This window comes from Stenotrophomonas sp. As-7, from assembly GCF_030291015.1.
Classification (GTDB): domain Bacteria; phylum Pseudomonadota; class Gammaproteobacteria; order Xanthomonadales; family Xanthomonadaceae; genus Stenotrophomonas; species Stenotrophomonas lactitubi.
Map to the genome: position 1 here is coordinate 1,913,982 of NZ_CP127405.1, position 23,765 is coordinate 1,937,746.

General features: G+C 66.0%; 21 protein-coding genes. 12 read left to right on the forward strand and 9 right to left on the reverse strand.

The features are described from left to right. The first annotated feature begins 134 nt into the window (after positions 1-134). The 5 genes from tgt to fabV all read left to right on the forward strand — a co-directional run bounded on the left by tgt (position 135) and on the right by fabV (position 6,611). Positions 135-1,265, forward strand: a complete 1,131-nt coding sequence (gene tgt / locus QP457_RS09050; protein ID WP_025875126.1) for a tRNA guanosine(34) transglycosylase Tgt — start codon at positions 135-137, stop codon at positions 1,263-1,265. 136 nt (positions 1,266-1,401) lie between these two features. Next, a complete protein-coding gene (gene yajC / locus QP457_RS09055; RefSeq protein ID WP_089240484.1) occupies positions 1,402-1,746 on the forward strand; it encodes a preprotein translocase subunit YajC in 345 nt (114 codons plus the stop codon). A 61-nt stretch (positions 1,747-1,807) separates the two neighbouring features. Next, positions 1,808-3,664 carry a protein translocase subunit SecD gene (gene secD, locus QP457_RS09060; RefSeq protein WP_205404658.1) on the forward strand — a complete coding sequence of 619 codons (1,857 nt, stop codon included), beginning with the start codon at positions 1,808-1,810 and terminating at the stop codon, positions 3,662-3,664. 15 nt (positions 3,665-3,679) lie between these two features. After that, a complete protein-coding gene (gene secF, locus QP457_RS09065; protein ID WP_180167511.1) occupies positions 3,680-4,660 on the forward strand; it encodes a protein translocase subunit SecF in 981 nt (326 codons plus the stop codon). A gap of 691 nt (positions 4,661-5,351) precedes the next feature. Further along, positions 5,352-6,611, forward strand: coding sequence for an enoyl-ACP reductase FabV (gene fabV, locus QP457_RS09070; protein ID WP_180167510.1), 1,260 nt, complete (start codon positions 5,352-5,354; stop codon positions 6,609-6,611). A gap of 46 nt (positions 6,612-6,657) precedes the next feature. Here the strand turns inward: fabV and QP457_RS09075 are convergent, their stop codons facing one another. The 3 genes from QP457_RS09075 to QP457_RS09085 form a co-directional block, all read right to left on the reverse strand. After that, positions 6,658-8,727: an EAL domain-containing protein gene (locus QP457_RS09075; protein WP_205404657.1), complete on the reverse strand. Its 2,070-nt coding sequence runs from the start codon at positions 8,725-8,727 to the stop codon at positions 6,658-6,660. A 91-nt stretch (positions 8,728-8,818) separates the two neighbouring features. Continuing rightward, complete coding sequence (locus QP457_RS09080; RefSeq protein ID WP_089240490.1) at positions 8,819-10,003, reverse strand: NAD(P)/FAD-dependent oxidoreductase; 1,185 nt, start codon at positions 10,001-10,003, stop codon at positions 8,819-8,821. Continuing rightward, complete coding sequence (locus QP457_RS09085) at positions 10,000-10,548, reverse strand: YaeQ family protein (protein ID WP_025875114.1); 549 nt, start codon at positions 10,546-10,548, stop codon at positions 10,000-10,002. Before QP457_RS09085 ends, QP457_RS09080 begins: the two co-directional genes overlap by 4 nt. Before the next feature lie 180 nt (positions 10,549-10,728). On the opposite strand from QP457_RS09085, the gene QP457_RS09090 reads away from it, so the two are divergent. After that, complete coding sequence (locus QP457_RS09090) at positions 10,729-11,598, forward strand: pseudouridine synthase (protein ID WP_205404656.1); 870 nt, start codon at positions 10,729-10,731, stop codon at positions 11,596-11,598. 13 nt (positions 11,599-11,611) lie between these two features. Here the strand turns inward: QP457_RS09090 and QP457_RS09095 are convergent, their stop codons facing one another. Continuing rightward, complete coding sequence (locus tag QP457_RS09095) at positions 11,612-12,100, reverse strand: YaiI/YqxD family protein (protein WP_099821241.1); 489 nt, start codon at positions 12,098-12,100, stop codon at positions 11,612-11,614. Between the two features lie 304 nt (positions 12,101-12,404). Between QP457_RS09095 and QP457_RS09100 the strand changes: the two genes are divergently transcribed. From QP457_RS09100 to QP457_RS09115, 4 genes are all read left to right on the forward strand, one after another. Beyond that, entirely contained in the window at positions 12,405-12,614 is a 210-nt protein-coding gene (locus QP457_RS09100; RefSeq protein ID WP_025875108.1) for a cold-shock protein, read from the forward strand. A gap of 152 nt (positions 12,615-12,766) precedes the next feature. Then, positions 12,767-13,456 carry a glutathione S-transferase gene (locus tag QP457_RS09105; protein ID WP_100465033.1) on the forward strand — a complete coding sequence of 230 codons (690 nt, stop codon included), beginning with the start codon at positions 12,767-12,769 and terminating at the stop codon, positions 13,454-13,456. Between the two features lie 31 nt (positions 13,457-13,487). Next, on the forward strand, positions 13,488-15,053 hold the full coding sequence (locus QP457_RS09110; protein ID WP_205404654.1) for a YdiU family protein: 1,566 nt from the start codon (positions 13,488-13,490) through the stop codon (positions 15,051-15,053). Positions 15,054-15,721: 668 nt separating this feature from the next. Continuing rightward, entirely contained in the window at positions 15,722-16,258 is a 537-nt protein-coding gene (locus tag QP457_RS09115; protein WP_108265793.1) for an adenine phosphoribosyltransferase, read from the forward strand. 154 nt (positions 16,259-16,412) lie between these two features. On the opposite strand, the gene dbpA is transcribed toward QP457_RS09115, so the two are convergent. The 4 genes from dbpA to QP457_RS09135 form a co-directional block, all read right to left on the reverse strand. Next, the gene (dbpA, locus tag QP457_RS09120) at positions 16,413-17,789 is read right to left on the reverse strand and encodes an ATP-dependent RNA helicase DbpA (protein WP_025875072.1); all 1,377 of its coding nucleotides are present in this window, start codon (positions 17,787-17,789) and stop codon (positions 16,413-16,415) included. Between the two features lie 101 nt (positions 17,790-17,890). Continuing rightward, positions 17,891-18,163, reverse strand: a complete 273-nt coding sequence (locus QP457_RS09125) for a hypothetical protein (RefSeq protein ID WP_180167492.1) — start codon at positions 18,161-18,163, stop codon at positions 17,891-17,893. Between the two features lie 44 nt (positions 18,164-18,207). Then, complete coding sequence (locus QP457_RS09130) at positions 18,208-18,750, reverse strand: CbrC family protein (RefSeq protein ID WP_180167491.1); 543 nt, start codon at positions 18,748-18,750, stop codon at positions 18,208-18,210. Positions 18,751-18,824: 74 nt separating this feature from the next. Beyond that, on the reverse strand, positions 18,825-19,904 hold the full coding sequence (locus QP457_RS09135; RefSeq protein WP_205406441.1) for a YeiH family protein: 1,080 nt from the start codon (positions 19,902-19,904) through the stop codon (positions 18,825-18,827). A gap of 101 nt (positions 19,905-20,005) precedes the next feature. Between QP457_RS09135 and QP457_RS09140 the strand changes: the two genes are divergently transcribed. Together QP457_RS09140 and QP457_RS09145 are read left to right on the forward strand one after the other, a co-directional pair. Beyond that, positions 20,006-20,881, forward strand: a complete 876-nt coding sequence (locus QP457_RS09140) for a LysR family transcriptional regulator (protein WP_205406442.1) — start codon at positions 20,006-20,008, stop codon at positions 20,879-20,881. 328 nt (positions 20,882-21,209) lie between these two features. Then, complete coding sequence (locus QP457_RS09145; protein ID WP_205407021.1) at positions 21,210-23,096, forward strand: ATP-binding cassette domain-containing protein; 1,887 nt, start codon at positions 21,210-21,212, stop codon at positions 23,094-23,096. Between the two features lie 207 nt (positions 23,097-23,303). On the opposite strand, the gene QP457_RS09150 is transcribed toward QP457_RS09145, so the two are convergent. Further along, positions 23,304-23,765 (reverse strand): cytochrome c, encoded by a 462-nt coding sequence (locus QP457_RS09150; RefSeq protein WP_205406398.1) that lies wholly within the window; start codon positions 23,763-23,765, stop codon positions 23,304-23,306.

Sequence of the window (23,765 nt, forward strand, 5' to 3'; positions counted from 1 at the left end):
TGAGGTGGGTAGCGCCGGGCCATGCCCGGCGTGGCGGAGTTGCGGGTCATCCGCCGGGCATGGTCCGGCGCTACCGGAGCAGAAAAGGCGGTTTTGGGAGACAATGGGCGACTATTTGCCCGAACGACCGCTCCATGTCCCGATTGCAGTTTCAGCTCCAGACCCGTGATGGCCGCGCCCGCCGTGGCCGCCTGACCTTCCCGCGCGGCACGGTGGAAACGCCGGCCTTCATGCCGGTGGGGACCTATGGCTCGGTCAAGGGCATTCTGCCGGACCAGGTGCGGGCACTGGGCGCCGAGATCATCCTCGGCAACACCTTCCACCTGTATCTGCGCCCGGGCCTGGACATCATCGCCGACCATGGCGGCCTGCACGGCTTCTGCCGCTGGGATGGCCCGATCCTGACCGACTCCGGCGGCTTCCAGGTGTTCTCGCTGGCCCACCGCCGCAAGATCACCGAGCAGGGCGTGACCTTCGCCTCGCCGACCGACGGTGCCCGCGTGTTCCTGGGGCCGGAAGAGAGCATGAAGATCCAGAAGGTGCTCGATTCGGACGTGGTGATGATCTTCGACGAGTGCACGCCGTACCCGGCCACCGAGGACGTCGCCCGCCGCTCGATGGAGCTGAGCCTGCGCTGGGCCCAGCGCAGCCGCAACGCCCATGATGAACTCGGCAACGACGCGGCCCTGTTCGGCATCGTCCAAGGCGGGGTGCATACGGACCTGCGCAGCCGCTCGGCCGAGGCCCTGCAGGGGATCGGCTTCGACGGCTATGCCATCGGCGGCCTGGCCGTGGGTGAGCCGGAAGACGAGCGCAACGCCATGCTCGACCATCTGGACCCCGAATTGCCCGCCGACCGTCCGCGCTACCTGATGGGCGTCGGCCGCCCTGAGGACCTGGTCGAGGGTGTCGCACGTGGCGTGGACATGTTCGATTGCGTGATGCCGACCCGCAATGCGCGCAACGGCCACTATTTCACCTCGTTCGGCACCGTCCGCATCCGCAATTCACAGTACGCGCGGGACATGGACCCGATCGAGCCGGGCTGTGGCTGCGTGGCCTGCGCCGGCGGCTATACCCGCTCGTACCTGCGCCATCTGGACCGCTGCAACGAGATGCTGGCGCCGATGCTAGGCACCCAGCACAACCTCTTCTATTACGAAAAACTGATGGCCGACATCCGCGCGGCCATCGAGGCGGGAACCTTCCTGGCCTTCCGCGAGTCCTTCTACGCAGCACGCGGGGCGGTAGCGCCGCCCCTGTAAACCCGCAGCACCCCCTGCCAAACGGCCCAAGGACGAATGCCCGGGGCCGTGGCATACTTCAAGGCTGACCCAGATCCGCGGTCGACACCTCGTGCCCGTGAAACGGCCGAAGCGCCGCCCAACCAAAGGACCAACGATGAACCTGCTTGCCTTCCTGATTCCCGCCGCCCACGCCCAGGCCGCTGGCGGCCAACCGCAGGGCATGGGCCTGACCACGCTGCTGTTCCCGATCATCCTGATCGCCATCATGTACTTCCTGATGATCCGCCCGCAGATGAAGCGGCAGAAGGAGCACAAGTCCATGCTGGAGAAGATCAAGCGCGGCGACGAAGTGCTGACCAACGGCGGCATCGCCGGCAAGGTCACCGATATCGGCGACAACTTCGTCACCGTCGAAGTGGCCGAGAACGTGCGCATCCGCGTGCAGAAGGGCGCTGTCGGCAGCGTGCTGCCGACCGGCACCCTGGATTCGGCCAAGTAAGCCACTCCCTTTCTGAAGCACAACCGCGGCGCCGGGGATGGCGCCGCGCGGGACCCAAGCAATGCTCGAATTTCCACGCTGGAAGTACGTCGTCATCGTGATCGTACTGGCGCTCAGCGCGCTGTACGCACTGCCCAACATCTACCAGAAGGACCCGGCCATCCAGATCACCGCCAACCGTGGCGGCCAGATCGACGATGCGCTGCGTGACCGTGTGCTGGCCGACCTGAAGAAGGCCGGTGTCACCACGCTCGGCGCAGAGAAGGAAGGGGACAGCCTGATCGTCCGCCTGTCGGACCTGAAGTCGCAGTCCGCCGCCAGCGATGCGCTGCGTGACAGCGTGGGCGAGAACTACACGGTGGCCCTGAATCTGGCCTCGACCGTGCCGGACTGGCTGGCCAAGCTCGGCGGTCGCCCGATGGTGCTGGGCCTGGATCTGCAGGGCGGCGTGCACTTCGTGCTGCAGGTCGACCAGAAGGCCGCGCTGGACAAGCGCCTGGATGCCTACACCGAAGACGTGCGCAGCACCCTGCGTGATGCACGCATCGCCTACCAGTCGGTCGAGCGTCGCGCCGACAACACCATCGTCGCCAACCTGAGCCCGTCGGCCGGTGAAGACGCCGGTACCCGTGCCCGCGCCGCGCTGGCCAAGGCGCAGCCGACGCTCGGCTACGACGTCAGCGGCAACCGCATCACGGTCTCCATTCCGGAAGCCGAGATCGCGCAGATCGCCAACGGCGCGATCGAGCAGAACATCAACACTCTGCGCAACCGCGTGAACCAGCTCGGCGTGTCCGAGCCGATCATCCAGCGCCAGGGCGCCGACCGCGTGGTGGTGCAGCTGCCGGGCGTGCAGGACACCGCCGAAGCCAAGCGCATGATCGGTGCCACCGCCACCCTGGAATACCGGGCGGTTGTGGATGGCAACGCGCAGGATGCCATCGCGTCGGGTCGTATCCCGCCGGAAGCCAAGGTCTACCAGCGTCGTGACAACGGCGGTCCGGTGCTGCTGAACAAGCGCGTGATCGTCACCGGTGACCAGATGGTGGCCGCGCAGGCGGTGACCGACTCCACCAGTGGCACCCCGGCAGTCAGCGTGACGCTGAACAACGTCGGTGGACAGCGCATGTTCGACTTCACCAGCGCCAACGTGAACAAGCCGATGGCAGTGGTCTACACCGAGCGCGTGCCGACCGTGACCGTGGTTGACGGCCAGGAAGTGCGTGGCTTCAAGGTCAACGAGGAAGTGATCTCGGTGGCCAACATCAACGGCGTGTTCGGCAAGAACTTCCAGACCACCGGTCTGCAGAAGAAGGAAGCCGAAGACCTGGCCAAGCTGCTGAAGTCGGGCTCGCTGGCTGCGCCGATGGACTTCGTCGAAGAGCGTGTGGTCGGCCCGAGCCTGGGTGCGGAGAACGTCAAGAACGGCATCACCGCGGTGGTCTACGCGTTCATGTTCACGCTGGTGTTCTTTACCATCTACTACCGCATGTTCGGCCTGATCACCTCGGTCGCGATGCTGTTCAACCTGCTGATCGTGGTGGCGGTGATGTCGCTGTTCGGCGCAACCATGACCCTGCCGGGCTTTGCCGGTCTGGCGTTGTCGGTCGGTCTGTCGGTCGACGCCAACGTGCTGATCAACGAACGTATCCGTGAAGAGCTGCGTGCCGGCGTGCCGGGCAAGACCGCGATCGTGACCGGTTACGAGCGGGCATCGGGCACCATCCTCGACGCCAACCTGACCGGCCTGATCGTCGGTGTGGCGCTGTTCGCATTCGGTACCGGTCCGCTGAAGGGCTTCGCGCTGACCATGATCATCGGTATTTTCGCTTCCATGTTCACCGCGATCACCGTATCGCGTGCACTGGCGACGCTGATCTACGGCCGTCGCAAGAAGCTCCAGAACGTGGCCATCTGACGGGACGACACGCACATGAAACTGTTTCCGCTGCACATCCTCCCGAACGATACCAAGATCGACTTCATGCGCTGGCGCCATGTCGCGATGGTCGTCACGATCATCGTGTTCCTGGCATCGATCGGCATCATCGGCTTCAAGGGCTTCAACTACGCGCTGGACTTCACCGGCGGCACCCTGATCGAAGCCCGCTTCGAGCATGCGGTGGACGTCGAGGACGTCCGCAGCAAGCTTGAGCAGAACGGCTTCGACGGCGCCCAGGTACAGAGCGTCGGTGGCAACACCGATCTGCTGATCCGCCTGGCCCCGCACGGTGAACACGCTCCGGGTACCGGTGGCGCGTCTGCCGAGGACAAGGCCACTGCTGCGGCCGTGGTCAAGGCGGTCTCTTCGGCGGACAACCAGGCCACCGTGCTGCGCAACGAGTTTGTTGGCCCGCAGATCGGCAAGGACCTGGCGATGAATGGCCTGTACGCCACCATCTTCATGCTGGCCGGCTTCCTGATCTACATCGCGGTGCGATTCGAATGGAAGTTCGCGGTCACCGCCAGCATCGTGGCCATGTTCGATCTGATCGTGACGGTGGCCTACGTGTCGCTGCTCGGCCGTGAGTTCGACCTGACCGTGCTGGCCGGCCTGCTGTCGGTGATGGGTTTTGCGATCAACGACATCATCGTGGTGTTCGACCGTGTCCGCGAGAACTTCCGCAGCCTGCGCGTGGAGCCGATGGAAGTGCTGAACCGTTCGATCAACCAGACGCTGTCGCGTACGGTGATCACTGCGGTGATGTTCTTCCTGTCTGCGCTGGCGCTGTACCTGTACGGCGGCAGCTCGATGGAAGGCCTGGCCGAGACGCACATGATCGGTGCGGTGATCGTGGTGCTGTCCTCGATCCTGGTCGCCGTGCCGATGCTGACCGTGGGTGCCCTGCGCGTGACCAAGCAGGATCTGCTGCCCAAGGCCAAGGACATCGAAGCCCTGGAGCGTCGTCCGTAAGCCTCCGCTGCACGCAGTACACAGAGAACCCCGCGCAAGCGGGGTTTTTTGTTGGCAGGGCTTGCAGCCCTGCACCTGCTGAGGCCAGAGCAACGTCAACGTCAAAGGCGAGTATCCGTGGTTGGGCGGGGCGGTGTGGGTAGGCAGGACACGCCGTAAACCCATCCCTGGGGGCTCGATGGCGCCATCCATGGCGCCAACGGTCCTGCCCACCCACACCGCCCCACCCCTGACAGGTTCACGCGGCTGTGGGTAGGTGTCGACCTTGGTCGACACATCTGTCAGACATCGAAACAATTCTGGGGTCAGATCCGTTTTCCTTCGGAAAACGGATCTGACCCCAAGAGCTGTTCCGACAGATCGCGGAAGACTGTCGAAGGCGGGGTGGGTCCGGTTGCGGGGGTGTCCGCGGCATGGATGCCGCGGCCAAGCCTACAGGGACGTATTTACGGCGTCCCCCGCAACCGGACCCACCCCGCCATCCCTCAGTACCCCAGCTTTTGACGTTGCTTCGGCCGTTGTCGTTGCCTCTGCAGGTGCAGGGTGCAACCCTGCAAAACACCACCACCCTACGCCAGCGTCGGTTGTGCAATCGGCCCCTGCGCACTACGATCCTGCGGTTCGCGCGCACACGCGTGCCCGTATTCCTGCTGAGCGCCCCGTGCGCCGCATCTGCCAACCCGAGGTCTTCATGGTCATCAAACCGCGCGTCCGCGGCTTCATCTGCGTCACCACCCATCCGACCGGCTGCGACGCCGCCGTCAAGCAGCAGATCGACTACATCCGTGCGCGTCCGCCGATCCAGAACGGCCCCAAGCGCGTACTGGTGATCGGCGCCTCGACCGGCTACGGCCTGGCCGCGCGCATCACCGCCGCCTTCGGCAGTGGCGCTGCAACCCTGGGTATCTTCTTCGAGCGTCCGGGCAGTGAAACCAAGCCGGGCACGGCGGGCTGGTACAACTCGGCGGCGTTCCACAAGTACGCCGACGAAGCGGGCCTGTATGCCAAGAGCATCAACGGCGATGCGTTCTCCGACGAGGTGAAGGCGAAGGCCATCGAGATGATCAAGGCCGATCTCGGCCAGGTCGATCAGGTGGTCTACAGCCTGGCTGCGCCGCGCCGCAAGCACCCCAAGACCGGTGAGATCATCAGCTCCACGCTGAAGCCGATCGGCGAGCCGATCACCCTGCGTGGCCTGGATACCGACAAGGAAGTGCTGACCGAGACCCACCTGCAGCCGGCGACTCCGGAAGAAATCGCCGGCACCGTCGCGGTGATGGGCGGTGAGGACTGGCAGATGTGGATCGACGCGCTGGCCGATGCCGGCGTGCTGGCCAATGGCTGCACCACCACGGCCTTCACCTACGTGGGCGAAGAGATCACCCAGGCGATCTACTGGAATGGTTCCATCGGTGCCGCCAAGAAGGATCTGGACGACAAGGTGCTGGGCCTGCGCGAGAAGCTGGCCAAGATCGGCGGCGATGCGCGCGTGTCGGTGCTGAAGGCAGTGGTGACCCAGGCCAGCTCGGCCATTCCGACCATGCCGCTGTACCTGTCGCTGCTGTTCAAGGTGATGAAGGAGAAGGGCACTCACGAAGGCTGCATCGAGCAGCTCGACGTGTTGTACGACATCCTGTACGGCGCCAAGGCCGATGGCGTGGCGGTCGATCGCCTGCGTCACGATCTCGTCGATGGCGAGGGCCACACCGTCGCTCTGATCGATGAAGAAGGTCGCCTGCGTGCCGACTACAAGGAAATGGCGGCCGAGGTGCAGGGTGAGGTGCTGGCGCTGTGGCCGCAGGTGACCAACGAGAACCTGTACGAGATCAGCGATCTGGCCGGCTACAAGGCCGATTTCCTGCGTCTTTTCGGTTTCGGTGTCGAAGGCGTCGACTACGAAGCCGACGTCAACCCGGATGTGAAGATCGCCAATCTGGTCGATCTGACCTGATGGAAAAAGGCCGGCGCAAGCCGGCCTTCGGCTCTACAGAGAGGCATCAGCCGAACTCGAAGTTCATCGACGGCGCTGCCGGGCCGACGAAATCGCCCTGCACGTAATCCACGCCGGCACTGAACAGCAGTGTCATCGAGTTGGCGTCGCTGACGAACTCGGCCATGGTGCGGATGCCGGCTTCCTGTGCGCGTGCGGTGATCTGGCTGACCCGGTCGATGTTCTCGCGGGTGGCGGCCAGGTCGCTGGTGAAGCCGCGATCGAGCTTGAGGAACTGCGGCTGGAAGTGGGCCAGCAGCTGGAACGAATCCAGGCCCGAGCCGAACTGCTCCAGACCGATCCGGCAGCCGAGAGGTGCTACTTCCGCCAAGAACTGCTGGGCGCTGCGCAGGTGCGTGAACACCTTTGACTCCGGCGCATGCAGCCACAGGCGTTCGCCCGGTACGCCGTGTGCCTGCAACTGCTGGCGCAGCGTGGCGATCATCTTCGGATCGTCGAACGATTCCGGCGTGACCTTCACCAGCATCTGCGTCGGATGACCCTCGCGCGCACGCGCGCCCAGTACCGTGATCGCCTGCGAGACGACCCAGCGGTTGATGTCCGCCAGCAGGCCGTGTTCTTCGGCAATGCCGAGGAAGGCGGTCGGGCTCAGCAACTCTCCGTTGTGTTCCAGCCGCAGGTAGGCTTCATACAGCTCCAGCGACTCGCCCTGCAGGTTCAGCACCGGCTGGTAATGCAGTTGGAAGCCATCGCCTGCCAAGGCCTCGCGGATACGCGCGACCCAGCGCTGCACGCGCTCTTCTTCCACGCGATCGACAGCGGCCGGGTCGAAGATACGGCAGGTATTGCCGAGCGCGGCAGCGGCCTGTGTACATTCACTGGCGCGCGCCAGCACCTGGCCGATGCTGGCGATCTTCTCGCCCACCTGCACCCCGCCAATGCTGACGGTCACCGTGGCCGAGCGCGCGCCGATGCTGAAGACGTGCGCGGCGTAGGCTTCGCGGATTCGCTCGGCCAGTGCCACGGTCTGTGCATAGGGACCGGACTGCAGCACGGCGAAACTGTGTTCGCCGAAGCGGGCCAGTTGCGCATCCTCGCCAACGACCTCGGCCAGCAAGGCGGCGAGGGCGCCGATCAGGGCGTCGGCCGAGGCCAGTCCAATATCGGGGATCAGGCGCGCGTAATGATCCGGTTCGACCATCAGCAGGCCGAACTGACCCTCGCTGCGCCCGGCCTGTGCAACCGCGTCCTCGACCTGCAGCATGAAGGTCGGGCGGTTGAGCAGGCCGGTGACCTGGTCGCGCTGGCGCAGGTCTTCGACCTCGCGTGCCAGCTCCGGGTCGAATTCCATGCGCCGGCGGAACACCACCTGCAGGCAGGATTCGCCCTCGTAGGTGGCTGCGGTGAACTCCATCGTCGCCGGGAAAGCGTTGCCGTCCTGGTGGCGGGCGTCGAGCTGGTACTGCGGTGGTGGCGCTTCGCCGCGGCTGAGTGACTTCAGCAGCTGCTTGAAATCATCCACGTGCTGGGCGGCGACCATGTCCAGCAGCGAGATGCCTTCGACCTCCTCGAAATCCTCGTAACCGAACATCTCCAGGTAGGCATCGTTGGCGCGGATGTGCATGCCTTCGTGGACATAGGCAATCGGTTCACGCGACGAGGCGATCAGCGCGTCGCAGCGACGCTCGGTCTCGCGCATCTGCGCTTCGATCCGGCGCAGGCCGCGGCGTGCCTGCAGGTCGACCCACTGGTCGCGGACCACCGCCAGCAGGTGTTCGGCGCGCTGGCGCAGGGCGAGGGCGCGAACCCCGTTGCTGCTGGCCTGTACCAGTTCGTCCTCGTCGATGCGCTCGGCCAGCAGCACCAGCGGGATGTCCTTGCCGCTGGCGGCGATGTGCTGGGCCACCAGTGGCAGCGGGATGCTCTGCGAGGGCGCCGCCAGCACCAGGTCGATCGCCTGGCTGGCCAGTACCTGCGACAGCTCGGCCGAGTCCTGCGGACGCCATGGGCGCACGGCGATGCCGCTGTTGCGCAGGGTGCTGACGATGGCTTCGGCGTTCTCGCCGCTGTCATCGACGATCAGCAGGCGGATGGTGATGTCGTTCGCGTTCTGCATGCACTGCTCCCCAATCTGCAAATCTAGATACACGATGCGTGGCGGCGCGTCCATGCGCGCAACGCTTGCGTGCCCGGAACGGCGATGCGGTTCACACCACGCAGCCGGCCGCGTGCCCGCTGGCCCAGGCCCACTGGAAGTTGTAGCCGCCCAGCCAGCCGGTCACGTCCAGCACCTCGCCGACGAAATGCAGGCCGGGCACGCGCTTGGATTCCAGCGTCGACGAAGAGACTTCGTTGGTATCGACACCGCCCAGGGTGACTTCGGCGGTGCGGTAGCCCTCGGTGCCGCTGGCCACCAGCGGGAAGGCTGAAAGCACCTGTGCTGCCTTGCGCAGGTCGGGCTCGTCCAGCTGGCGTACCGGGCGGTCGGGCAGCCAGTGCTCGCACAGGCGCTGCGCCAGCCGCTTGGGCAGCACATCGCCCAGCACCGTACGCAGTTCTGCGGCGGGGCGTTCGCGCTTCATCTGGCGCAGCCATTCGGCGGCATCCTGGCCGGGCAGCAGATCCAGCGACAGCGCGTCACCGGGTTGCCAGAACGAGGAAATCTGCAGGATGGCCGGGCCACTGACGCCGCGATGGGTCAGCAGCATGAAGTTGCGGAAGCTGGTGCCGTTGCAGCTGGCCTCGACCGGCAGGGCGACGCCGCTGAGCTCGGCCAGGCGCTCCTGGTGGGTGCCGCTGAGCGTCAACGGCACCAGGCCGGCGCGGGTGGGCAGCAGCTGGTGGCCGAACTGGCGCGCGATCTCGTAGCCGAACCCGGTAGCACCGAGGCTGGGAATGGACAGGCCGCCGGTGGCGACCACCAGCGAGGCGCAATGGAACAGGCCGTGCGTGGTCTGCACGCGGAAGCCGTCAGTGCCGTGCTCGATGCGCTCCACGCTGCACTGCGTGCGGATCTGTACGCCGGCCTGCTGGCACTCGTCCACCAGCATCTTCACGATCTGCTTGGACGAGACATCGCAGAACAGCTGGCCCAGCTCTTTTTCGTGATAGGCGATGCCGTGGCGCTCGACCATCTCGATGAAGTGGTAGGGCGAGTAACGCGCCAGCGCCGACTTGCAGAAATGCGGATTGGCCGACAGGAAGTTGGCCGGGGTGGTACCGGTATTGGTGAAGTTGCAGCGGCCACCGCCGGACATCAGGATCTTCTTGCCGATCTTGTTGGCGTGGTCGATCACCTGCACATGCCGGCCTCGCTGGCCCGCCGTGATCGCGGTCATCAGCCCGGCTGCGCCGGCACCGATCACCAGCACGTCGCAGCGGATCGTGCTCATGCCTTGGCGCGCTTGCGCCAGTTGGGGATCACGTCCAGCTGCATCTGATCGTTGAGCAGCTGCACTTCGGCGTCCTGGATCAGCACGCTCCAGCGCATCGCACGCTGGATCTGCTGGCCCCACAGGTCGACGAATCCGCCGTCCAGGTCAACCACCGACAGGTTGTCGAAGCGGGCCAGGCCCTTGCCCTGCTTCTGCCACCAGATGTCCGACGCATTGCCGCCGTAGTTGACCACCTGCACCTGTCGGCTGCGGTTGCTGGCCTTGCGGATGCGCGACTCGTCCGGGTGGCCGAGGTCGATCCACTGCAGGATGTCGCCGGTGTAGTCGTGTTCCCACAGGTCGGGCTCATCGTCGGTACTCAGGCCGCGGCCGAACTCCAGGCGGTCGCCAGCGTTCAGCGCGAAGGCGAGCAGGCGCACCATCAGGCGTTCGTCGGTTTCAGACGGATGCTGGGCCAGGGTCAGGTTGTGGGTCGCGTAGTAGCCGCGATCCATGTCGCTGATCTGCAGTTCGGCCTTGCGGATGGTGGCGGTGAGGGCCATGAAGATCCAGAGGGGTAAAGACCGTCAATGATAGAGGTTTGCCCCGGGGGTGTCCGGTATGGGGGTGTCGGCAGGGCGTGATCGGTGGCACGCTGGCCGCCCTGATTCTTCCGGCTTGCCCTGTCGTATGTCCCGTTCACGTCCGCGCCGGCTGCAGATCGACAGCGCCACGACCGCGCCATGACCACGCCCAGCCGACTGCAGCTGCCGCCCGGTAACTGGGTTTCCCTGCTGGAGGGGCTGTGCGCGCGCTTCCCGCGCATCGACCGGTTGCAGTGGGAGAGCCGCTTCGCGCGGGGGCGGGTGCAGGACGCGCAGGGCAGGGCGCTGGCGGCCGACATGCCGTGGCAGGTGGGGCTGGAGATCCGCTACTTCCGTGAAGTGGCCGACGAGCCGGTGATTCCCTTCGTGGAGACCATCCTGCATCACGATGCGCACCTGCTGGTGGCTGACAAGCCGCACTTCCTGCCGACCGCGCCTGCCGGTGCCTTCGTGCGCGAAACCCTGTTGGCGCGCCTGGTCGAACGCACCGGCAACGCCGATCTGGTGCCGTTGCATCGGCTGGACCGGCTGACGGCCGGCCTGGTGCTGTTTTCCACCCGGCCGGAAACGCGCGACGCCTACCAGCGCCTGTTCCGTGAGCGCCGCATCGAGAAGACTTATGAGGCGCTGGCACCGGCCTTGCCCGATCTGCGGTTTCCGCTGGAGCGGCACAGCCGGCTGCAGCCAGGGGAGCCGTTCTTCCGTATGGTCGAAGGTCCCGGCGAACCGAATGCGCGGACCCGTATCGAGGTCATCGATGCGCACGGCCCGGCCTGGCGCTACCGGCTTGTGCCGGAATCCGGACGCAAGCATCAGCTGCGCGTCCATATGGCTGCGCTCGGTGCGCCGATCCTGGGCGACGGGTTCTACCCGCAGCTGCAGGACCGGCCGCAGGGTGAGGGCGAGCCGCCGTTGCAGCTGCTGGCGCAGGCACTGGCCTTCGATGATCCGCTTACGGGCCAGCGGCGCAGCTTCCGCAGTGCGCGCACCTTGAGCGTTTCCGGCTGAGGTGCAGCTGGATTCACCTGTTCGGGCGGCGCGCCAGCCAGCGGTCCAGCTCGGCAGCGAACAGCTGGCGGTCGCGCGCGCCCAGAGGAGGCGGTCCGCCGGTCTGCACGCCCGCGCCTCGCAGTTCTTCCATGAAATTGCGCATCGACAGCCGCTCGGCCATGTTGTTGGGGGTGTACAGCTGGCCGCGTGGGTTCAGGGCCACCCCCTTCTTCTCCAGCACCAGGGCGGCCAGCGGGATGTCCTGGGTGACCACCAGGTCGCCGGCGGCCACCCGTTCGACAATGGCGCTGTCGGCCACGTCCAGTCCCTGCGGCACCTGGATCGAGCGCAGCCAGCGCGAGGGTGGGGTGCGGATCCACTGGTTGGCGACCAGGGTCAGTTCCACACCGACCCGTTCAGCGGCGCGGAACAGGATGTCGCGAATGACGACGGGGCAGGCATCTGCGTCCACCCAGATGCGGGGGAGCAGGGGTTCAGCTCGGGTTTCAGCTTCAGTCATTTACCCAGTGTAGGGTAGGAAAAACCTGAATGGGGGCCCGGGTTTAGCCTCGATCTGGTGCAACCCCTTGCCCTGCCTAGGGACAGGCCATTTGTCGCTGAATATCAAGGCTATCGCTTTTTGCTCAAAACACGCGTATCGTCTGGCCCACTGTGTTTGCTAGGGTCACCGTGAATCGTGGCCTGGTGCAGTTGATCTCACGATCCGCTCATCGATCCGCTTTACCAACGCCTGCAACTCAGTCTCGGCCCCGATACCCGGTGGCTGCGATTTTTTTCAACATGTGTTTCAGGAGTTAGTAAATATGTCTGATCGTCAGACCGGCACTGTCAAGTGGTTCAACGACGCCAAGGGCTTCGGCTTCATCACCCCGGAAAGCGGCCCGGACCTGTTCGTGCATTTCCGCGCGATCCAGGGCACCGGCTTCAAGACCCTGCAGGAAGGCCAGAAGGTTACCTTCGTCGCCGTCCAGGGCCAGAAGGGTATGCAGGCTGACCAGGTGCAGGCGGTCTAATCCGTCTGCTACCGTTTGGTAGCCAGAACGCCGGGAGCGAAAGCTCCCGGCGTTTTTCGTTATGGGCTTCCTGTAGCGTCGAGCCAGGCCCGGCTCTACAAAGGGCATGCACCCGGCACGGTACGATGCAGGCCTCCCCAAGGATCGTCCCCATGCGCATCGTCCATCATCTGGAAAACTCCCGTTCGCTGCGCGTGCTGTGGATGCTGGAGGAGCTGGGGCTGGACTACGAGCTGCGCCGCTACCCGCGCGACCCGAAGACGATGCTGGCGCCGCCGGAACTGCGCCAGGTGCATCCGCTGGGCAAGGCGCCGGTGCTGCAGGATGGCGATCTCATCCTCGCCGAATCCGGCGCCATTCTCGACTACCTGGCTGACCGCTACGACGTGCATCGGCAGCTGTCGCCGTCGCCGGTACCGGCCGACGGCAAAGAGCGCATCGATTACCGCTACTGGCTGCACTATGCAGAAGGCTCGGCGATGCCGCCGATGCTGCTGACCTTGGTGATCAGCCGCATCCGCAGCGCGCCGATGCCGTTCTTCGCGCGGCCGATCGCCCGCAGCATCGCCGACAAGGCCGAGCGCGGTTTCGTCGGCCCGCAACGACGCCTGCATCTGGACTGGATGGAGCGGCGTCTGGCCGAAAGCCCGTGGTTTGCCGGCGAGCGCTTCACCGCCGCGGACATCCAGATGAGCTTCCCGATCCAGGCAGCGGCCGCACGCGGCGGCGGGCTGGACGACAAGCCGGCGTTGCGTGGCTTCCTCAAGCGCATCGGCGAGCGTCCGGCCTACCAGCGTGCCGAGGCGCACGGTGGGGCATTGCAGGCCCTGCGCGGCGATTGAGGACGGCCGTCCTCGCCCCCATGCTGTGCTCATGGATACCACGGCTCCCCAGTTCGACAACCGCCTGCTGACTCTGCTGCCGGGCGATCCCGAGTCCGGCCCGCGCCGGCGCGAAGTGCTGGGTGCGGCCTGGTCGCCGGTGATGCCGACACCTGTAGCAGCGCCGGTGCTGCTGGCGTGGTCGCCGGAGGTTGCCGCGATGCTCGGGTTCGATCCTGCGCAGGTCGATGATGAAGGCTTCGCCCAGGTGTTCGCTGGCAACGCGCTGTATGCGGGCATGCAGCCGTGGGCGGCCAACTATGGAGGCCACCAGTTCGGGCACTGGGCCGGGCAGCTGGGTGATGGTCGCGCCATCTCGCTGGGCGAGTTGATCGGCGCCGATGGCAGGCACTGGGAACTGCAGTTGAAGGGCGCCGGGCCAACGCCGTACTCGCGCGGGGCCGACGGCCGTGCGGTGCTGCGCTCGTCGATCCGTGAATTCCTGTGCAGCGAGGCGATGCATCACCTCGGCGTGCCGACTACCCGCGCCCTGTCGCTGGTCGGCACCGGCGAGGACGTGGTGCGCGACATGTTCTATGACGGTCATCCGCGTGCGGAGCCCGGCGCGATCGTCTGCCGGGTATCGCCCTCGTTCCTGCGTTTTGGTTCGTTTGAACTGCCTGCTTCACGTGGCGAGACCGCATTGTTGAAGCAGATGGTCGACGCCTGCATCGCCCGCGATTTCCCGGAACTGAAAGGGCAGGGCGAAGCGCTCTATGGCGACTGGTTCGCACAGATCGCCGTGCGCACCGCAGAGATGATCGCGCACTGGATGCGCGTCGGTTTCGTGCATGGGGTGATGAACACCGACAACCTCTCGGTGCTCGGCGTGACCCTGGACTACGGCCCCTATGGCTGGGTCGAAGACTTCGATCCGGACTGGACGCCGAACACCACCGATGCGCAGGGGCGTCGCTATCGTTTCGGCACCCAGCCGCAGGTGGCGTACTGGAACCTCAGCCGTCTGGCACAGGCGCTGTCGCCGTTGTTCGCCGACGTGCAGCCGCTGCAGGCAGGGCTGGCCGCCTACCAGGCGACCTTTGTTGCGTGCACCCGTCGCGATGTGGCGGCCAAGCTGGGTCTGGCGGCGGCCGACGATGCCGATCTGCAGCTCTTCCAGCGTTGGCAGCAGCTGATGCAGGACGGTGGCATGGACATGACCCTGACATGGCGTGCGCTGATGCGCATCGATGCCAATACACCCGATGCGGGAGTACTGGCCGAAGTCTTCTACGACCCCGAGCGGCAGCACGCGGTGCAGGAACCTCTGCAGCAGTGGCTGCAGGATTACGCGGCCCGACTGCGTGCCGATCCACTGTCGGCACCAGAGCGGTTCGCGAAGATGGGCGCAGCCAATCCGCTGTATGTGCTGCGCAACTGGCTGGCACAGGAAGCAATCGACCGCGCCGAGCAGGGCGACCTGGGCGGTGTGCACGCCCTGCAGGACGTACTGCGTGATCCGTACACCGAACGCCCGGGGCTGGAGCATTACGCCGGCAAGCGCCCGGCGTGGGCCGACAATCGCGCCGGCTGTTCGATGCTGTCCTGCAGTTCCTGAGGGTGGGTTTTGGCAGGGCTGCGTCCTGCACCTGCAGAGGCCAGGTCAACAGCCAGAGCAAAAGCTGGATTCCGTGGTTTGGCGGGTCGGTGTCGGAGTGCGGGGACGCCGCAAGTACTTCCTTGTAGGCTTGGCAGCCGCTTGCTCGTGTGCGCGCTCCTGCGCACACGGCAAGACCGGGGTTGGGCGTCCTGCCCAACCCGCCCGACGCATGCGTCGGGCCCATGCGGCTGACACGCCGCACTCCGACACCGCCCCACCTCCGACAGATTCCCGCTGCTGTGGGTAGGTGTCGACTTTGGTCGACACGGTAGATCCACGCCATGCGTGGATGCTCTTCGTTCAATTCTCGAAATATTCGATTTCGATGGAGATTCATCCACGCATGGCGTGGATCTACTGGCTACCGGCAAACTGTCGAAGGCGGGGCACTGTGGGTTTGCGGGGTGTGAGCCGCATGGATGCGGCGACCAAGCCTCCATGGACGGATTCACGGCGCCCCCGCAGACCCACAGTGCCCCGCCATCCCACGGAATGCACGCCGTTGCCGTTGCTTGGCTTGGCTTGAAAGTCTCTGCAGGTGCCGGGCGCAGCCCGGCCGAACCCCTCAACAGGCAGCCGGCGCCCGGAACAGGTACCCTATGCCGCCATCAGACAACCGAATCGCCATGACCGACGCCATCGTCGCTCCGCAGTGGGCCTCGCGCCTGCGCGACATCGCCGACTTCCCCAAGCCGGGCATCCTGTTCAAGGACATCATGCCGCTGCTCGCCCACAGCGAGGACTTCCGTGGCGCGATCGCAGCGATGGCCGATCGCTGGCGCGGGCAGAAGCTGGACGCGGTGGTCGGCATCGAATCGCGTGGCTTCATTCTGGGCGCGGCCATGGCACTGGAACTGGGCGTCGGCTTCGTGCCGGTGCGCAAGCCGGGCAAACTGCCGGGCAAGGTGCTGCGCGAGGAATACACCCTGGAATACCGCAGCGACTGCATTGAAGTGCATGCCGACGCGTTGCCGGCCGGTGCGCGCGTGGCGATCATCGATGACGTGCTGGCAACCGGCGGTACGCTGGTTGCTGCGTTGTCGCTGGTGCGCCGCCTGGGCGTGGAAGTCGTCGGCGCCGGCGTGCTGGTCGAGCTGGACGGCCTGGGTGGCCGTGGCCGCTGGGAAGCGGATCTGCCGCTGCACACCGAACTGGTGTTCTGATTTCGCAGGTGCCAACCAAGGTTGGCATCTACCCTAGCGAATCGCGGCAAACCGGTAGCTGCCAACCTTGGTTGGCACCGGATGGATGGGCCAACCAAGGTTGGCCACTACCAGGTCATGTCGCTGCCAACCGCGATTGGCAGCGCTCCTTCAATCACATCATCCGCACGCGGAATCGTCGGCCCTTGATCTTGCCGGCTTCCAGCTTCGCCACCGCCTTGTTGACCTGCTCGCGGGCGATTGCCACATAGGAGCGGGTCGGGAAGATCGCGATCTTGCCGATGAACTTGGCCGACAGGCCGGCGTCGCCGGTGAGTGCGCCGAGGATGTCGCCCGCGCGCAGCTTGTCGGTCTTGCCGCCATCGATACGCAGGGTGCGCATCGCCGCCTGCGGCAGCTCGGCCGGGCGCGACGTCGCCAGCGGCGTCTTCTGCCAGTCCAGCGGCTCGCCGCGCTGCGCTTCGATGGCGTCGGCGCGGTTCTTTTCGCGGCCCGCCACCAGGCTGATCGCCAGGCCACTGGCGCCGGCACGACCGGTACGGCCGACACGGTGCTGGTAGCTCTCGACGTCGGTCGGCAGCTCGTAGTTGATCACCGCGGCCAGCTCTTCCACATCCAGCCCGCGTGCGGCGACGTCGCTGGCAACCAGCACGTTGCAGCTGCGGTTGGCCAGGCGCAGCAGCACTTCCTCACGGTCGCGCTGCTCCATGTCGCCATGCAGGGCGAGCGCGGAGAAGCCGAACTGCTGCAGCGAGTTGGCCACTTCGTCCACGTCCTTGCGGGTGTTGCAGAACACCACGGCTGATTCGGGCGTGTACTTCAGCAGCAGGCCGGCCAGCGCCTTCTGCCGGTGTGCCGGTTCGACCTCGCAGAACAGGTGGCGGATGGCCGGGGCCTGGTCGGCGCCTTCCACGGTCACTTCCACGGCATCACGCAGCAGGTCACGGGCCATGGCGCGGATGGTGTCGGGGAAGGTGGCCGAGAACAGCAGGCTCTGGCGATCGCGGTGGGTGCGGCCGGCGATCTCACGGATCGGTTCCTCGAAGCCCATGTCGAGCATGCGGTCGGCTTCGTCCAGCACCAGCGTTCGCACGGCGCCCAGATTCAGTGCGCGCTTGCGCGCCAGTTCCTGTACGCGGCCGGGCGTGCCGACCACCACGTGCGGGTCGTGGCTTTCCAGCGATGCCAGCTGCGGGCCGAGCGGCGTGCCGCCGGTCAGCAGCAACAGCTTCAGGTTGGGGATGCCGGTGGCCAGCTTGCGGATCTGCTTGGCCACCTGGTCGGCCAGCTCGCGGGTGGGGCACAGCACCAGCGCCTGTACGCGGATCAGGCTGGGGTCGATGGACTGCAGCAGGCCCAGGCCGAAGGCGGCGGTCTTGCCGCTGCCGGTCGGGGCTTGGGCGATGACATCGCGGCCATCGAGGATGGCGGGCAGGCTCTGCGCCTGGATCGGCGTGAGGGTGGTGTAGCCGAGGGCATCCAGGCCGGGCTGCAGGGCCGGGCTCAGCGGCAGGGTCGAGAAATCAGTCATGGCGCATTGTACCTGTGCGCGCGCCCGGTCCCGCCGCCGTTCACGATTGAGGGGCGCCCGGTAGCGGCCGACCTTGGTCGGCACCTTGGCCGAGCGTCCCCTCAGGCCAGTCCGAGGGCCACCAGCCGATCAGCCATCGCCTGCAACTGCTCCGGGGTGGCCGGCTTTCCCGCAGCCGTGGGCTCCAGCAGCAGCTGGTGGAACCACGGGTTGGCGTGCTGTGTATCGAAGTCGAACGAACAGGTCGCCTGCTCGCCCATCACCGCCTGCACGATCCCGATCAGCGTGTCTTCGGCTTCGTCGACGTTGCCCGGCCCATAGCGATCATCCAGCAGGCGCAACGGGATCGGCAGCAGGGTGGGAGATACGGGCATGCCCCGAGTCTAACGATCCACGTTGGACAGGAGCAGGAGGAGACTCAGGCCGCGTCAACATGGAACTGGATCAGGCCGCAGTGCAGGCACTCGAACGTGTAGAAGCCGATATCTGCACCGGGCACGTAGTCGCTGGCGAGCTCCAGCCAAACCGCTTTGTCGGCGTCATTGGTCGTGCACCATGCCGCGATGGTCGCTGCCGAGGCCTGACTCACCTGTTCCATGGTGGCGTCGCCCAGGAAGCGGCAGACATCGCTGCAATGTGCCAGCCATTTTTCCCCTTGAAAGCTGACATAGCCTGGCGTGCGCAGGGACAGCTCTTCCAAAGCGGTTTCGGGTACTTCTTGGTCGACGTCCAGACTGCAGGCAAATGCCACACCCAGTGCCGACGCTGCACGGCCATCGGCAATGCACCAAGGGCAGATCTGCTCTGAATAATCTTCGCGCCCTGCGTGGATGGCATCGCGCAGGTACACGTATCCACGCGCTTGCTGGCAGACCCTGCAGGCAGCCGAGGACGGCCCCACGTTGCCCGTCGCAACCGGGTCCGGGTGGTAGCGGAAGTTTGGAAAGTCATTGATGCTCATGGCGTCCATCCAGTGCAGCACAGGGGACGTTCTTGTACGACCTGCCGATGGTCCCGGCAAGCGGGGAGGGTCGCTCAGCCCAGCACCGCCAGCACACCCTGGTGGATCGCCAGGCCGCCGAACAGCAGCCAGCCGAACAGGATCAGCGCCAGCAGCAGCGGCTTCAGGCCGGCCTGGCGCAGGGCCGAGACGTGGGTGGTCAGGCCCAGTGCGGCCATCGCCATCGCCAGCAGCACCGTATCCAGCTGTACCAGCGCTGCCTGCAGCCCGGCCGGCAGCAGGTGCAGCGAATTGAGGCCGGCAACCGCCACGAAACCGAACGCGAACCACGGCACCACGATCCGGGCCTTGCCACCGTCCGCCGCCGCCTTGCCGCCACGCGCCAGCCACAGCGACAGCGCGATCAGGAACGGTGCCAGCAGCATTACCCGCACCATCTTGGTGATGACAGCGGTATCGGCGGCTGGCTCGCTCACCGCGCGTCCGGCGGCGACCACCTGTGCGACCTCGTGCACGGTCGCGCCGGTGAACAGGCCGTACTGCTGTGCGTCCATCGCCAGCCAGCCATGTGCCTGCACCAGCGCGTACAGCGCGGGATACAGGAACATCGCCACCGTGCCGAACACCACCACCGTCGATACCGCCACCGTCACCTGCGCAGCACGGCCGCGCACCACCGGTTCGGCGGCCATGACGGCGGCCGCACCGCAGATCGCGCTGCCGGCACCGATCAGCATGGCGGCCTCGCGCTCCATCTTGAACACGCGCACGCCCAGCCAGCAGGCCAGGCCGAAGGTGCTCGCCACCACCAGCACGTCCATCAGCACGCCGGCCACGCCGACGTGGCCGATGTCCTGGAAGGTCAGCCGCAGGCCGTACAGCACGATGCCCGCGCGCAGCAGCCAATGCTTGGAGAAGCCGACGCCCGCCGCGCTGGCAGGAGCCAGCCGTGGATAGAACGTGTTGCCGACCACGATGCCAGCGACGATCGCCACGGTCAGCGCGCTCAGGCCGTGCGCCTGCAGCCAGGGCAGCTCGGCCAGATACAGCGAAGCGGCCGCGACCAGGCCGACCAGCAGCAGGCCGGGCAGCCGTGGCTGCCAGCGCTGGCGCAGGGCAGGCAGGGACCAGGAGGAGAGAGCGGGGGCGTTCATGGCAGTGGAAGGGTCTGGAGAGGCCATGCCAGCGTGCGCTCGCCACATTGACCTGTAAAACGAATAATATTGGTGAAAATTACCTATTTAGCAGGTTGAATGTGCGCCTGACCCTTCGCCAACTGCAGGTCTTCGTCGCCATCGCCGATCACGGCAGCACCACGGCTGCCGGCCAGGCCATCGCCCTCTCGCAATCGGCCAGCAGCGCCGCGCTGCAGGAACTGGAGGCGCATTTCGGCACGCCGCTGTTCGACCGCATCGGCCGTCGCCTGGCGTTGAATGGCCACGGCCGGGCATTGCTGGAACCGGCGCGCGCGCTGCTGGTCAATGCCGCCGATCTGGAGCGGCAACTGGCGGCGGGCGGTGACCCGGCCCAAGGCGCACCACTGCGGCTGGTACTGGCGGCCAGCACCACCATCGGCAACTATCTGCTGCCGCCGCGTATTGCCGACCTGCTGCGGCAGGCACCGCAGGCCGAGGTCGACCTGCGCATCGACAACAGCGCGGGCGTGGTGGCAGCCGTTCAACGATTGGACGTCGACGCCGGCCTGATCGAAGGCCCGTGCCACGAGCGCGGGCTGCAGGTGACCGCCTGGCAGCAGGATCCGCTGGTGATCGTGGCAGCGGCGGATGCGCCTCCGCGCTGGTCGCTGGATGAACTGCGCGCAGCGCGTTGGCTGCTGCGCGAACCCGGTTCAGGCACCCGCGAGGCCGTTGAACAGGCGCTGCTGCCGCATCTGCGCGGCTTCGCGCAGGCGCTGCAGCTGGGCAACACCGAAGCCATCAAGCAGGCCGCCATCGCCGGCCTCGGCCTGGCCTGCCTGTCCCGCCACGCCCTGGAAGAACCGCTGGCCCTGGGCCGCCTGCGCATTCTGGAAACCCCGCTACCCGCCCTGCAGCGCACGCTGTGGCTGGTACGCCACCCCGGCAAGCGATGGTTGCCGGGTTTGCAGGCGTTGTTGGGGGAAGTGGAGTAATCCGCCGCAATCCAGTCGATTGCATCCATTGATGGATCCTGCAGCGATCATCCACGCATGGCGTGGATCTACGTGTCGACCAAGGTCGACACCTACCGACAGCAGCGGGAAACTGTCTGAGGCGGGGTGATGTGGGGCTGCAGGACCGTTGGCGCCATGGATGGCGCCATCGAGCCCCCATGGAGGGGTTTACGGCGTGTCCTGCAGCCCCACATCACCCCGCCATCCCACTGCAAGCCCGCTTCAGGCTGTTGCTGTTGCTGCGGCCGTTGCCCCGCGGGTGCCGGGCGCCGCCCGGCCAAGCCCCGCAACCCGCTACAATGGTCGGATGCCTCTGATTACTCTGCAAAACGTCGACTTCAGCGTCGGCGGCCCGCTGTTGCTGGAAAAAGCCGAACTGTCGATCGAGCCGGGCGAGCGTATCGCCCTGATCGGCCGCAATGGCGCCGGCAAATCGACCCTGCTCAAGCTGCTGTCCGGCGACCACAAGCCCGATGACGGCGAAGTGCGCGTGCAGCAGGGCGTGCGCGTGACCCGCCTGGAGCAGGAAGTGCCGCACGGCGCCGCCGGCAGCGTGTTCGACGTCGTCGCCGATGGCCTAGGCGAACTGGGCCAATGGCTCGCCGAATTCCATCACCTCAGCCACGCCGAAGTATTCGATGGCGAAGCGCTGGGCAACGTCCAGGCGAAGATCGATGCCGCCAACGGCTGGGGCCTGGACCAGCGCGTCAGCGAAACGCTGACCAAGCTCGATCTCGATGGCGACGCGGAGTTCGCGCGCCTGTCCGGCGGCATGAAGCGCCGCGTGCTGCTCGGCCGTGCGCTGGTATCCAGCCCCGACCTGCTGTTGCTGGACGAACCGACCAACCACCTGGACATCGAAGCCATCGACTGGCTCGAAATGTTCCTCAAGAACTGGAACGGCAGCGTGGTGTTCGTCACCCATGACCGCCGCTTCCTGCGCGCGCTGGCCACCCGCATCGTCGAGATCGATCGCGGCCAGGTCACCAGCTGGCCGGGTGACTGGGCCAACTACGAGCGCCGTCGCGAAGAACGCCTCAATGCGCAGGCGCAGGAAAACGCGCGATTCGACAAGCTGCTGGCGCAGGAAGAAGTGTGGATCCGCCAGGGCATCAAAGCCCGCCGCACCCGTGATGAAGGCCGCGTGCGCCGCTTGAAGGCGATGCGCAACGAGCGCTCCGCACGCCGCGACCTCAGTGGCAACGTCAAGATGGAAGCGGCCCAGGGCATGAGCTCGGGCAAGAAGGTCATCGACATCAAGGACATCTCGTTCGCCTTCGGCGATCGCACGATGGTCCGTGATTTCTCCACCACCATTTTGCGTGGCGACCGCATCGGCCTGATCGGCCCCAACGGCAGTGGCAAGACCACGCTGCTGAAGCTGCTGCTGGGCGAACTGCAGCCGCAGAAGGGTGAGGTCAACGCCGGCACCAACCTGCAGGTTGCGTACTTCGACCAGTACCGTGCGGTGCTGCGCGAAGACTGGAGCGCGATCGAGAACGTGGCCGAAGGCCGCGATTTCCTCGAGTTCAACGGCAAGCGCAAGCACGTGCATGCCTACCTGCAGGACTTCATGTTCACCCCCGAGCGTGCGCGCGCGCCGATCACCCGCCTGTCCGGTGGCGAGCGCAACCGCCTGCTGCTGGCCAAGCTGTTCGCGCAGCCGTCCAACCTGCTGGTGATGGACGAACCGACCAACGACCTGGACGTGGAAACCCTGGAGCTGCTGGAAGAGCTGCTGGGCGAATACAACGGCACCTTGCTGCTGGTCAGCCATGATCGTGACTTCATCGACAACGTGGTGACCTCCACCCTGGTGATGGAAGGCGATGGCGTGATCGGTGAGTACGTGGGTGGCTACAGCGACTGGCAGCGTTACGCGGCCAGTGTGGCCGCAGCGCCTGCGGTGGTTGCCGCGGTCAAGCCCGCTGCCGCTGCGCCGGTGGCGGCTGCGGCTGCGGAACCGGCTGCGCCCAAGCGCAAGCTTGCCTACAAGGAAGCGCGCGAGCTGGAACAGCTGCCGAAGACGATCGAAAAGCTCGAAGGCGATGTTGAAGGCCTGACTGCAGCGATGAACGATCCGTCGTTCTACACGCGCAGCAGCGCCGAAGTGACCGCGCACACCCAGCAGCTGGCCAAGGTGCAGGCCGAACTGGACGCCGCGTACGCGCGCTGGGAAGAGCTGGAAGGCTGATCGGACGGCCGTCTCGCCTTGGCGAGCGGCTGTGGCTTCTGATCTGATTCCGCCTTGTAGCGAGCCGAGCACCGCAGGGTACCGGTGCGTAGCACCGGCTCGCGGATGGCGGAGCGTTTCTTTTGGTTACTTTTCTTTGCGCGCAAAGAAAAGTAACGCTCATGAACGCATCAGATTGCAGCAGCAGTCACGATCCGCGCAGCGCGGTCATTTAACCCCGTGCAGATCCCGCAGCTGGCTCGTGCGGCTGCCGAAGTACGCCGCCAGATCGGCGATGTCCTGATCGCTCAGGTCCTTCGCCTGCGGAGTCATCAACGCGTGCTGGCGGTCACCGGCACGGTAGGCCTGCAGCGCATGCGCCAGGTAATCGCCATATTGCCCACCCAGCTTCGGATAGGTCGGATCGATCGGCGCATTGCCGTCGGCACCGTGGCAATCGATGCAGCTCTGGCTGGTGGCCTTGCTCTTGACCTTGGCGCGGGCCTCACCGGCGGCTTCACGCCCGGTAGGCAGGCCAGCGGATGAAGACGATCCGTGCTCGCCGCTGGCATGGCCGGGATCGCCGGCGGATTTCTCGCTGTTCTCCACCTGTGACTGCGAGCAGGCCGCCAGCAGCAGGGCGACGGACAGGGCGATGGCGTGACGCAGTGGATGCGCGGCTTTCGACAT